This window comes from Embleya sp. NPDC025285, from assembly GCF_055558835.1.
The window spans coordinates 99,498-110,513 of the sequence record NZ_JBVHLU010000004.1 but is presented as its reverse complement, the minus strand read 5'-3'; the positions used below and the strand labels follow the sequence as shown (position 1 = coordinate 110,513).

Annotated in this window: 14 protein-coding genes and 1 pseudogene; 7 read left to right on the top strand and 8 right to left on the bottom strand. The window is 70.1% G+C overall.

Going from position 1 to position 11,016, the window contains the following annotated elements; translation table 11 throughout:
* Positions 1–326 precede the first annotated feature (326 nt).
* Both ACZ4FV_RS04340 and ACZ4FV_RS04335 read left to right on the top strand, forming a co-directional pair.
* A pseudogene (locus tag ACZ4FV_RS04340) lies at positions 327–515 on the top strand (SbtR family transcriptional regulator); the annotation flags it as partial.
* A gap of 189 nt (positions 516–704) precedes the next feature.
* Complete coding sequence (locus tag ACZ4FV_RS04335; protein ID WP_395859011.1) at positions 705–1,283, top strand: dihydrofolate reductase family protein; 579 nt, start codon at positions 705–707, stop codon at positions 1,281–1,283.
* Between the two features lie 108 nt (positions 1,284–1,391).
* Here ACZ4FV_RS04335 and ACZ4FV_RS04330 read toward each other — a convergent pair whose 3' ends face one another.
* The 7 genes from ACZ4FV_RS04330 to ACZ4FV_RS04300 form a co-directional block, all read right to left on the bottom strand.
* The gene (locus ACZ4FV_RS04330; protein ID WP_465321806.1) at positions 1,392–2,168 is read right to left on the bottom strand and encodes a class I SAM-dependent methyltransferase; all 777 of its coding nucleotides are present in this window, start codon (positions 2,166–2,168) and stop codon (positions 1,392–1,394) included.
* Positions 2,169–2,547: 379 nt separating this feature from the next.
* On the bottom strand, positions 2,548–3,033 hold the full coding sequence (locus ACZ4FV_RS04325; protein ID WP_402231411.1) for a pyridoxamine 5'-phosphate oxidase family protein: 486 nt from the start codon (positions 3,031–3,033) through the stop codon (positions 2,548–2,550).
* Positions 3,034–3,210: 177 nt separating this feature from the next.
* Positions 3,211–3,393 (bottom strand): hypothetical protein, encoded by a 183-nt coding sequence (locus ACZ4FV_RS04320; RefSeq protein ID WP_395859318.1) that lies wholly within the window; start codon positions 3,391–3,393, stop codon positions 3,211–3,213.
* Positions 3,390–3,836 (bottom strand): site-specific integrase, encoded by a 447-nt coding sequence (locus ACZ4FV_RS04315; RefSeq protein WP_402231409.1) that lies wholly within the window; start codon positions 3,834–3,836, stop codon positions 3,390–3,392. The genes ACZ4FV_RS04320 and ACZ4FV_RS04315 overlap by 4 nt, the downstream gene beginning before the upstream one ends.
* Positions 3,837–4,115: 279 nt before the next feature.
* A complete protein-coding gene (locus ACZ4FV_RS04310) occupies positions 4,116–4,868 on the bottom strand; it encodes a class I SAM-dependent methyltransferase (protein WP_402231407.1) in 753 nt (250 codons plus the stop codon).
* A gap of 348 nt (positions 4,869–5,216) precedes the next feature.
* Positions 5,217–5,627, bottom strand: a complete 411-nt coding sequence (locus tag ACZ4FV_RS04305) for an SgcJ/EcaC family oxidoreductase (protein ID WP_465321803.1) — start codon at positions 5,625–5,627, stop codon at positions 5,217–5,219.
* A gap of 22 nt (positions 5,628–5,649) precedes the next feature.
* On the bottom strand, positions 5,650–6,261 hold the full coding sequence (locus tag ACZ4FV_RS04300; RefSeq protein ID WP_395859007.1) for a DsbA family oxidoreductase: 612 nt from the start codon (positions 6,259–6,261) through the stop codon (positions 5,650–5,652).
* A 107-nt stretch (positions 6,262–6,368) separates the two neighbouring features.
* Here ACZ4FV_RS04300 and ACZ4FV_RS04295 point away from each other — a divergent pair, with 107 nt between their 5' ends.
* The 5 genes from ACZ4FV_RS04295 to ACZ4FV_RS04275 all read left to right on the top strand — a co-directional run bounded on the left by ACZ4FV_RS04295 (position 6,369) and on the right by ACZ4FV_RS04275 (position 10,281).
* Entirely contained in the window at positions 6,369–7,082 is a 714-nt protein-coding gene (locus tag ACZ4FV_RS04295) for an ABC transporter ATP-binding protein (protein ID WP_395859006.1), read from the top strand.
* Positions 7,079–7,798, top strand: coding sequence for an ABC transporter permease (locus tag ACZ4FV_RS04290; protein ID WP_402231403.1), 720 nt, complete (start codon positions 7,079–7,081; stop codon positions 7,796–7,798). Before ACZ4FV_RS04295 ends, ACZ4FV_RS04290 begins: the two co-directional genes overlap by 4 nt.
* Positions 7,799–7,802: 4 nt before the next feature.
* A complete protein-coding gene (locus tag ACZ4FV_RS04285; protein WP_465321802.1) occupies positions 7,803–8,897 on the top strand; it encodes a sensor histidine kinase in 1,095 nt (364 codons plus the stop codon).
* Complete coding sequence (locus ACZ4FV_RS04280; protein ID WP_465321866.1) at positions 8,897–9,502, top strand: response regulator; 606 nt, start codon at positions 8,897–8,899, stop codon at positions 9,500–9,502. The genes ACZ4FV_RS04285 and ACZ4FV_RS04280 overlap by 1 nt, the downstream gene beginning before the upstream one ends.
* Before the next feature lie 332 nt (positions 9,503–9,834).
* Positions 9,835–10,281 carry a DUF4267 domain-containing protein gene (locus ACZ4FV_RS04275; RefSeq protein ID WP_395859003.1) on the top strand — a complete coding sequence of 149 codons (447 nt, stop codon included), beginning with the start codon at positions 9,835–9,837 and terminating at the stop codon, positions 10,279–10,281.
* A 390-nt stretch (positions 10,282–10,671) separates the two neighbouring features.
* On the opposite strand, the gene ACZ4FV_RS04270 is transcribed toward ACZ4FV_RS04275, so the two are convergent.
* On the bottom strand, positions 10,672–10,869 hold the full coding sequence (locus ACZ4FV_RS04270) for a hypothetical protein (RefSeq protein ID WP_465321801.1): 198 nt from the start codon (positions 10,867–10,869) through the stop codon (positions 10,672–10,674).
* Between the last annotated feature and the right edge of the window lie 147 nt (positions 10,870–11,016).

Here is an 11,016-nt window from a genome sequence, read left to right as displayed (position 1 = left end):
TCGCAGCAACGACGGCCCCCGACATCATGACCGGTCACACCGACACGACAACAGGCGCATGGCAATACGAGGCTCGGGACGGTCGGCGCCGCGCCGCGTACCGGTCGACTTTGGGTCGGCCGCCGCCGTCGTGAGGCGCGGAACGCGGCCCGGCCCGACCCGGCACCCGTGGCGCGGCGCGTCCTTGCCGTCGCGATCGTGGCGGTGACTCAAGACACGGGCTTTCGCACTCCGCCCTCGACGCCCTCGACGCCCTCGACGCCCTCGACGCCCTCGACCACAATCGTCATCACCGGTCCGGGCCGGCGGTCGACGCAGCGGCACACAGCTTCCTCGACGCGATCCGACCGGTCCTCGAACGCGCCCAGGCCGCCGGCGCCGCCCGCCCGGACGCCACCGTCGACGACGTGTCCACCCTGGTCCGAGCCCTCGCCCACGTGGCGACGCCCGACGAGGGCGAAGCCGTCGACCGGGTCCTGCGGATCGTCCTCGACGGCCTCGGTGTGCCCCACTGACCCGCCTGCGGTGCGACCGGCCCTGATCTCCGGCGATGCCGGGAGTGAGGGTGGGAGCGACGGGGAACCGGTGCGGTTCCGGTGTCTACCTCGGCACGGCCGGTGGTGCGTGCGGTGGGGCGATGAGTTTCGCCGTTGCCGCCGGTCTCCATTTCCGACACGCGATCAACCGCACTCGAGGAGAGCGTCATGACCGCCACCTACACCTTCGACGTCTTTTCCAGCCTCGACGGCTTCGGCGCGGCCGGCGGCGACTGGACCGGCTACTGGGGCAAGCAGGGTCCCGAGCTTCTCGACCACCGGTTCGCCCTCTACGGCGAGGACCAGCGGATGGTGTTCGGGGCCAATACGTACCGGGCGTTCGCGCGCATGTGGGCATCGAGTACCGAGGAGTCCGAGGTGCGTGACCCGTGGGTCACGCGGATGAGGAGCCTGCCCGCGACGGTGGTGTCGACCACCTTGGAAGGATCCCTCGACTGGCCGGACGCGACCGTGGTGAGCGGCGACGCCGTCGATGTCGTCGCCCGGCTCAAGGCGGAGTCGGACGTACCGTTGCGCTCGCACGGCAGCCTGTCGATGAACCGGGCGCTGATGGCCGCCGGTCTGGTCGACCGCGTCCAGGTGACGCTCTTCCCCGTGATCACCGGTCGGACCGGGCTGGACCCGATCTTCCGGGGCGCGGCCGACTTCGACCTCGAACTGATCGAGCACCGGACGCTCGACGGGCACATCCAAGAACTCGTCTACCGCCCCACCCTGCATGTCTGAATCCACATGTCCGAATCCGTGCCCGCCCCCGGCGGATGCCGCGATCGCTTCCGCGGACGGTCCGGAAGGATGACCGGTCACCAAGGCGGACGTCCGGTTCTGTCCGCGCTACTGCTCGTAGCGCCGACGGGCGAGATGAAGGGTGATGTCGGCGGCTATCTCCACCGTCTCGGGCAGAACCCGCATGATCTGCCGAAAAACCTGCTCCTGCTCCGAGGCCGGCAATATCAGATAGGCCGATATGGTCGAGAGTTGGCCGATGTAGTCGCGAGCACTCATCGTCAAGCGCCGTCTGATCATGGACTGCCGAACATCGGTGAACCACTCGGAGCGTTGCAGCTCCGTACCCGGCCACTGCATGTCATGCTCCGGAGGTGTCCCGTCCGGGGACGGAACCTCGTCGCTTTCCAAGAACGGTGCTCGGGCCGCTCGAACGGCTTCCTCCACGGCGGGGTCGGCCGGTTGCACCGGTCCACCGAACGAGGCGAACACGCCACCCGGCTCCAGCAGCGCGGCCGTGCGTGACCACCGACCCTCCGGGTTCGTCCAATGCAGCGCCGCCGCCGCATACACCAGCCCGTAGCTTTCGCCCGGTCGCAAGTCCTCGAACGCGGCTCGCACCGTCCTGACCCTCGCCGGAACGTGCTTGCGCAACTCGGCGAGCATGTCTCCGTCGGGCTCAGTGGCGGTGACCGCGATTCCCCGTCGAGCGAACAGGCGGGTCGCCTTGCCTGTCTCGGCGCCGACCTCGAGGGCAGTCCGAATCGGCCGACCCGCGTACTCCATCACCCTGTCGAAGAGCTCCACGGGATACCCCGGCCGGAAGCGTTCGTATGCTTCCGCTCTCATCCCGAAGCTCAGTGCGCGACCAGACATGCCGAGCATCGTGACACGAGCTGCGCCGTCGTGGCTCGGCGCTTTTTGTGCGACCCGACCGCCCGATCGAGAACACGGGCGGGCACACCTCGCTCGTCTGCCCATCCCGGGCTCTCGCCGAAGCCGACGGGGCCGGCCCACCGGGTCGGCCCGCGCCGCCGGGATCACCGGCCTCGGCAGCGGTACCGACTCGGAGCTGTGGACGCGGTTGGCCCCGGACGTATGGGCCCTGTCCGCCGGCGCCCGGTCCGAGCGGGCGGCGGAATCGTCCGCGTCCGAGGTCTCCGGAATCGGCGGTCGTGTGTGTCGGTCGACGGCATCGAGTCGTTGACCGGACTACCGGAGGACACGCCGGGAGTGAGCGGTCGAAGTCTCCGTGGCGACGCGGTCAGCTCGACTTCTCGGCGAGTTCGGCGAGGAACCGCGGCACTCGGCCGGTACCGAAGTCGTAGAACCGTGCCCATTTCGGCTCGACCGCGATACGCGCCATCCGGTCGTACATGGCCCGGCAGTTCCGCTCGAACTCGGCCGCGTACTCAGGGTCGAAGTTCTTCCGCGCGGCCGCGAGGTACTCCGGAACCACGCCGTCGACGATGGTGAGGTGCACGACGCCGCGCACCGACAGTGTCCTGGCCGAGCCCGGGCTGTCGCCGGCGTCGATGGTCAGGGCAACCTCGGGGCGGGCGGACAGCGCTTCCACCTTGGGCGCCGTGGCCGCGGTGGACATGACGATCTCGTCGCCGGTCCAGAAGATCCCGATCGGGATGACACGTGGCAGCCCGTCGAGTCCGTTGTATGCCAGTCGCGCCATCGACGCCCGGCTCAACAGCTCGTGAGCGTCGGCCAGCTCCTGTGCGATCTGCTTGGGGTCCATGACTTGTCGTCCTCCACTGTCGCGCGGCCGCTCGTGGCCACTGTGTCCCTGGGACGGAGACGCCGCCCCGTTCTCGACACCCGCAGCCGAATCGCCGTCCACTCGCCCACGGTAATCGTGCCGCGCGGACCGGCTCGGCCGGACGGCGCAGCGAACGAACAGCCGAGGAGTTCCTGCTCAGAGGAAAACGCGCGCGTTGTCGAGCCACGTCTGCGCGTCCTCACCGTGCGCGGTGAGGTCGGTATCGGCTCGGGACCTGCGCTGGGTGACGCGGAGGCAGAAGTCGAGGGCGCTGCCCTGTATCCGTTGCGTCGCGTTCTCCGGGCCCCATGCCCGGGTTCGGCCGTCGGGACCGGTCAGTTCGACGCGGCACGGCTCTGCCGGAACGGGTAGCTGGGCGGCATGGTGGTGCGGATGGTCTCGGCGGTGACGCCGCCCGCCCGGCGCGCGTCCTTCGGGCGGCGTCCGCCGGCGTCCGTGCCGATGCGACCGTGCTTGTCGATGCGGCGCACCAGCGGGCCGGGAACATCCTGTCCGTGCTCATCGAGCACGGCGCGCCAGGCCCGCATCGCGCGGACCGGGCACAGGTGCGTGTCGGGCTGCGCGAGGATCCGGGTCACGACGCCCGTGGCGCGCACGTCCGTCTTGGACACCCGGGTGTGTACCAACAGAGCTTCCGTTTCGACGAGTTCCCCGGTCTGCTCGTCGAGCAGACCGCCGCGGATCTCCTCGACGTCGTGCAGGTTGAGCCCGGCCGGTTCGGACGAGCGGCCGGCCATGAAGAAGTCGACGAGCAGCACCATGGCGTCGCGGATGCCGCGCGGTGTGGTCCGGTCGGGTGTCCTGCTGAAGTTCGCTGATGCTTACGCCGGCCTGCGCCGGGGTGAGATCCCTGTGGAGCCGGGTACGAGCACGGCGTACCGACTCGACCCGGCGCTGTCATAGCGACCACCCATGTTCTGAGGTGCGTCGACCCGACGTCGCGATCGAGGGCTTCGAGCGGCTACTTGGCTCCTCGTAGGTCCGGGAGCACGACACCGTCCGCCTCGATGAGCCGGCGCGGCTCCGGGCAGTCCAGATCGTCAGGCGATGCCCGAGGCGGTTGCCGTCATGTTCAGACGCACGAAGTCGAGTACCGGTCGTTCCAGGCGCGCGGAGACGGTGCGGACCAGGTCGCGGCGTTCGCCCTCGGTCCGGTCGGTCAGGTAGGGGCCCAGCGCGGCGTGGAGGAGGAAGTCCTCCAGGGCGCCGGCGGAGTCGAAGGGCACGGGTGCGTCCATGAGCCATGCCCGGGCGCCGGTGAATCCGGCGGCGGCCAGTCGTTCGGTGGTCTGCTCGGCGGTGGCGTAGTGGTTGTGGCCGGAGGTGTCGACACCGAGGTCGGCGAGGATGGCGCGTACTCGGGCCAGGCTGCCGTGGCCGCCGCACTGCGCGACCAGGTGCCCGCCCGGGCGCAGGACGCGGGCGGTGTCGGCGAAGAACGCGGCATGGTCGCGCACCCAGTGCAGGGCACCCGTCGAGAGAACGACGTCGAAGGCGGAGTCCTCGAACGGGAGCCGGCTTTCCAGGTCGACTCGGCGCAGGACGACGCGGTCTTCCTGCGGCTCCAGGCGGGTCCGCGCCTGGCTCAGCATGCTCTCCGATACGTCGACGGCGACCACGGAGACCGACGGGAAGCGGCGCAGCAGTTCCTCCGTCACGCGTCCACTGCCGCAACCGGCGTCCAGCACGGTCGAATTCGGTGGTATGTCCAGGCGGGCGAGTACATCGGTGCCCCAGGCGTGCTGGGCGTCGCTTCGCGCGTCGTATGTCGAGCCGGTCCAGGTGTCGGTCATGGCGCTCACTCTGTCGCAGTCCCGGTGCCGGTCGCATCGGGAATTGCGCCCGGCACCGCGAACGCCGTCTTCAGCGATTTTGTCCGCCCACAGTTCGGCGTCCACGAACGGCCTCGCCCTGAACTGCTCGACCGGCGCCGCCATGTGTTCCTGCGAGCGGGCCACAACCAGGCGCTCGCCGCCATACCGGTCGTCATGGGCGTGGATCGCGGACGCGCGCATACAGCTCGCTGCCGTCCGTGACCACCTTCCCTGCAGGTCACACAGCTCCGGTGAGGCGCCGTCCTCGCTGCCGTCTTCGTTCATCCTTTCTTCGAACTCTGACCGCGGCACACAGTGCTCGGATGCTCAGGCGACATTGGTGTTCTGCATGGCGCTTATCCACCACGCGCCGTCCTTCCTGACCGCTACCGCCGTGCCGTGGTTGGCGAACGCTCCCTGCGGAGTAGTGGTGTCCTGGCGAAGGTGGAGGATCGCGAGGTCGGGGGCAGGGGACGAGATGTCCGTCGTCGTGATGCGGGTCGTCCAGCCGGTGACGGGACCGTTCAGCCGGGCCGTGTGGTACTCGAACAGGTTGCTCCAGCCGCGCAGGACCGTGCCGTCGGGGACGATCACGACGGCGTCGTCGCTGAAGGGTCCGTCGATCACGGCCGGGTCCTTCGGGTTGAAGCCGGTCTCGATCTGCGCGACGAGCTGCTCCAGATCGCGCCGGTCCTGCTCGGAGACCGCGGGGCCGTACACGGAGGGTCGAGCGGTCACGGTGATGCACCTTTCTCAGGGGTCAGGCGTTGGTGAGGACGGACAGGAGGTCCTGTTCGGAGAGGGCGCCGCTGCTCGCGGGACGGCCGTCGAACTGGAGGACGGGGACCCCGCGAACGCCCGAGCGGCGGACCCGGTCGAGCTCGGCTCGGGTCTCGGCGGCTCCTTCATCGCTCCAGCGGACACCGACCTCGGACGCGAGGTTCCGCAGGACATCGGGATGGGCCACGTTGAGCTCGTCGGTGTGGTGGGCGCGGAAGAGGCGCTCGACCATCGGCTCCCCGAGGCCCTGGCCGCTTGCGAGGGCGACAAGACGGTGCGCATCGAAGGTGTTGGAGAAGATCGCTTTCTCATGCCGCAGAACGAGGCCCTCGGCCGCCGCGAGTTCGGTGATCTCGGCTATGGCCTGCGCGGGGTCGATGCCGAACGCCTTGCGAAGCACCTCCACCTTGGGTTCGCCCTCAGTGGTCGCCTCGGGAGCCAATTGGAAGGGATGGAAGACCACTTCGGCGCGTCCGCCTTCGACGCGGAAGCGGGTCAGGGCTCGTTGGAGCCGGGTGAACGCGAAGTAGGACCACACGCAGGGGATGTCGAAAGTGAAGTGCACCGAGGTGGCGGTGCCGCTGTCGTTCATGTCGCCAACTTAGCCGTCGGCGAGGGCCCGCACCTCCTTCCGATGGAGGATGCCGCACGCCTTCCCGGGGGATGGTGCGGGGTGAGACGCCGGAGCAGCCTGGAGACATGACAGCGATAGAAGTGCGCGGTCTGCGCAAGTCTTACGGTGCGACCACGGCTGTGGACGGGGTGTCGTTCACCGTTGCCCAGGGGGAGATCCTGGGCGTGGTCGGGCCCAACGGCGCCGGCAAGACGACCACCGTGGAATGCCTGATCGGGCTGCGCAGGCCCGACGCCGGACAGGTGCGGGTGCTGGGCCTCGACCCGGAACGCCGGCGGCGGGAACTCGCCGAGCGGGTCGGCGCGCAGCTCCAGGAGAGCGAGGTGCCCGCCGGCCTGCGGGTCGCGGAGGCGCTGCGGCTGTTCGCGGCGTTCTACCGTCGACCCGACAACTGGCGTGCGGTGCTGGAACGTTGGGGGCTGACCCCGATCGCCGACCAGGCGTTCGGAAAGCTGTCCGGCGGTCAGAAGCAGCGTGTTCAGCTCGCGTTGGCGCTGATCGGCGCGCCCGAGTTGGTGGTGCTCGACGAGCTGACCACCGGCTTGGACCCGATCGCGCGCCGGGACACCTGGACTTTGATCGGCGACCTGCGGGCGTCGGGGACGACGGTGGTGCTGGTCAGCCACTTCATGGACGAGGTGGCCGCGTTGTGCGACCGGGTCGTGGTGCTCACCCGGGGCAGGGTGGGCGCGATGGGCAGCCCGCACCAACTGACGGCGGACGCCGGGTTCGACTCGCTCGAAGCGGCGTATCTCGCGCTGATGCGGGAGGGACGATGAGAGGGGTCGCGCAGCTCTCGTTGAGCGAACTGCGGCTGCTGACCCGAGATCCGGCCGCCTTGTTCTTCATGGTGGCGTTTCCACTGATGCTGCTGGTGATCAACGGCGGCGACGGCGGCAAGAGCGGCGAGGACGGTCGGGCCGAGGCGCTTGTGCCCGGCTACATCGTGATGATCCTGGCGATCGGCGGTATCGCCGCGCTGCCGGAGGTGCTGGCCGTCTACCGCGAGCGCAAGGTGCTGCGCCGCCTGAAGGCCACGCCGATCAGCCCGCTCGCCGTCCTGATCGGCCAGGTGGCGGCGCAGCTTGCGATGGCCCTGGCCGGAGCGGCGGTCATCGTCGGCGTCGGCGCGCTCGGTTTCGGCCTGGACCTGCCCGCCAACCCGGCCTGGCCGGTGGCGGCGTTCCTGCTGTGCGCGCTGATGGTGTATTCCGTCGGTTTCCTGATCGCGGCCGTGGCACCGGGAGGACACGCCGCGAGTCTGCTGGGGCTGATGGTCCTGTTCCCGATGATTTTCCTGTGCGGCGCCGTCATCCCGCGCGAGGACCTGCACGCGAACGTCCTGCGGATAGGCAGGCACCTTCCGCTCGCGCACGGCGTGGACGCGCTGCACGACAGCTGGTCGGGGACGCCGTCGGCGACTTCGCTGCTGATCATGGCCGCCGTTATCGTGGTGTGCACGGCTACGGCAGCCGTGTTGTTCCGCTGGGAGTGAACCGGTGATCGATGCGGGGGCGCGCTGGATCAGGGCTTTCCACCTGCTCTTCTTCGCGTGCCTGGGGATCTCCTCGGCCGCGGCCTTCGCCCATGGCGGGTCGGATTGGACGACGCTCGGCCTGGCCGTGTTCATGGGCGGGTGGTACGCGGTTTGCGTCGCCAGGCGTCCGCATCTGCTGGAACGACTCAACCCCATGGGCTGGCACCTGCTGGTGTTGATCGCGTTGCTGATCGTGCTGATCCGCCGCGATCCGGCGTACGAGATGCTGGTGTACGGCATGTTCTCGCTGCCGTATCTGCTGCTGCCCACCCGGTGGGGCTACCTTGGTGCGGCGCTGCTGGTGGTCACCGCCACGGCCGCGGTTGCGCCGTTGTCGGAGGTTCTGCGCGATCCCGTGTCCTTCGGTCCGGCGGTCGGCTCGGTGGGGCTGGTGATCGTCATGGGCCTGTTCGCCAACCACCTCGTCCGGCAGGGTGAGCGGAGCCGGAGCATCGGGGTGTTGGAGGAACGGGCCCGGCTCGCCCGGGAGATCCACGACACCCTGGCCCAGGGATTCAGCGGCATCGTCGCCCAACTGGAGGCGGCGGAGCAGAACATCGATGATCCGGTCGTGCTGCGCCGAAGGGTGGCGTTGGCCAAGGGGCTGGCCCGTGACAGCCTGGTGGAGGCGCGGCGCTCGGTGGAGGCGCTGCGTCCCGAGCCGTTGGAGGGCGCGTCGTTGCACGGCGCGCTGGTCTCGGTCGCCGCGCGCTGGAGCGCCGAGACCGGGGTGCCCGCCGAGGTGACCATCGACGGGGTGCCGCGACGGCTGGGTGCCGATGTGGAGGCCACCGTGCTGCGGGCCGCGCAGGAGAGCCTGGCGAATGTCGCCAGGCACGCAGGGGCGAAGCGGGTGGCGCTGACGTTGAGCTACATGGACGGCGAGGTGACGCTCGACGTGCTCGACGACGGCGCGGGATTCGTGCCCAGTGCCGCGCGGGCCGGGTACGGTCTGGCCGCGATGCGCGAACGCGCCGCTCACGCGGGGGGAACGGTCACCGTGGAGTCGGCTCCGGGCGAAGGGACCGCAGTGTGCCTGAGCATCCCTTGCGGTTGATGATCGTCGACGACCATCCGGTGGTCCGGGACGGACTGCGGGGGATGTTCGACGGGCTGACCGACATCACGGTGGTCGCCGAGGCGCGAGACGGCCGGGAGGCGTTGGCCGCCGCCCGCACCGAACGGCCCGACGTAGTGCTGATGGACCTGCGCATGCCGGTCCTGGACGGGCTCGGCGCGATCCGCCGGTTGCGCGTCGAACAGCCGGACGTCCGCGTGATCGTGTTGACCACCTACGACGGAGACGGGGACATCTCGCGGGCGCTGGCCGAGGGTGTGGCCGGCTATCTCCTGAAGGACGCGCCGCGCGAGGAGTTGCACGCGGCCGTACGTACGGCGGGCGCGGGCGGCCGGGTGCTCGCCCCGGCCGTCACCGCCCACCTGATGGGACGCCTCGCCCCCGTCCCCACCACGGTGCCCAGTCCCAGGGAAGTGGAGGTGCTGGCGCTCATCGCCCGCGGCGCCGCCAACAAGGAGGTCGCCCGTGTCCTGCTGATCAGCGAGACCACGGTGAAGACGCACCTCAAGCACGTCTTCGCCAAGCTGGGCGTGGACAACCGGGCCGCCGCCGTCGCAGTCGCCCTTCAACGGCGCCTCATCTGAACCGGGTCCGCGGTTGCGCCTCGTGGAGCACGAGGAGCCGATCCAGTGCCTTGTCGCAGACCGCCCGGACACCGCCGCGGTGCCCACCGCGCCGCCGATGCCCGGCAGTTGGTCCCGTATCGCGACGTCCCCACTCCCCTCGCCGAACCACCCCGCGAACCCCTTCATCACCTCAATCGCACACCCCCACCGACCGGCCCCGGCGGCTCTTCGCTCGCCCTCCGGGTTGCCTCCAAGTCGCTTCCATGTGCCTTCCAGGGCCATCCGGCGAGTGTTTTCCCCACAAGGCGACGACCGCCGGTCCCACCGGCCCGACACTCGGGAGAACACCCATGAAGCTCAGGAACCTGACCACCATCCTGGCCGCGCTCGGTGGCGCGTTCATCATCTACGTCGGCCTGGCCTACCTGTTCGCCCCGCAGTCGACCGCGTCCGGCTTCGGCCTGCCCACCTGGCCCGAACACCAGGGCACCGGGTTCCTCGCCGTCAAGGGCGTCCGCGACATCGGCACCGGGCTGGTCATGCTCGCCCTCCTGCTGACCGGACACCGTCGGGCACTGGGCTGGACGATGCTCGCGATGACCTTCATCCCGGCCGGCGACATGACGATCGTGCTGAGCAACGACGGCTCCGCCGCCACGGCCCTCGGCGTCCACGGCCTCACCGCCTGCCTGGTGGCACTCACCGCCGGCCTGCTGCTGCGCGAACACCCGGCCCAGGCAACCACCCCCACGCCCACCCCGACCACCCCCCGCGTGAACGTCCCGACCGCACGTTGACCCCCCGGGCCATGCCGGTACCGGTGCCCGGTTGTAGCCGTTGAGTGTGACGAGCCCGGAGGCGGTGAGGTAGGCCGCCTCCGGGACCAGCGGCACGATCTCGGCGAGGGTGTCGGCCGTCTCGGTGGAGGCGCGCGCGAGTTCCAGGGATGCCCGGGTGTCGGCCGGTGCGTGCTGCGCATAGGTATCGACGTGACGGCCGGCCTGCCCGCCGGGCATCAGCGTGCGGACCAGTCGCAGGGCCAGGAGTCGGGCTTCCGCCCGCCCGGCCGCGGTGACGGGGGTGATGGGGGGAGACAGGTGACCGTGGGCGCGCAGCCTCGACCGCGGCCCGGGGATCGTCTGCCACGGCCCACGGGCCGCCGCCCACGGCCCGGACCGCTCAGGGGATCACGCCGCGGAGCCCCGGCCCGGATCCGGGGGCTTGGGGGTCGGTACGAAGACGCTCAACCGGTAGGTGGTCGGCTGGATCAGGCGCCCACAGAACGTGTCCATCCGCACCGCCGTCCAGTCGATCTGCCGGTCCGTCGCTCGAAGATCGCGGATGTGCGCGCGCCACGCCACCTCGTCCTGGGTCTCGAAGAGCACCTCCCAACGGCCCGCGTCGGGCGCGAAGCGAGCGGCGGTTCGCCGTGCGTCGTCCTGCCGCCGACGCCTTCTCTTCCCTTGTCCTGGCACCGGCTCAGCATCGCCGGCTTCCGCGGACACGGCAAGGCCATAACGACACCTGGGAGG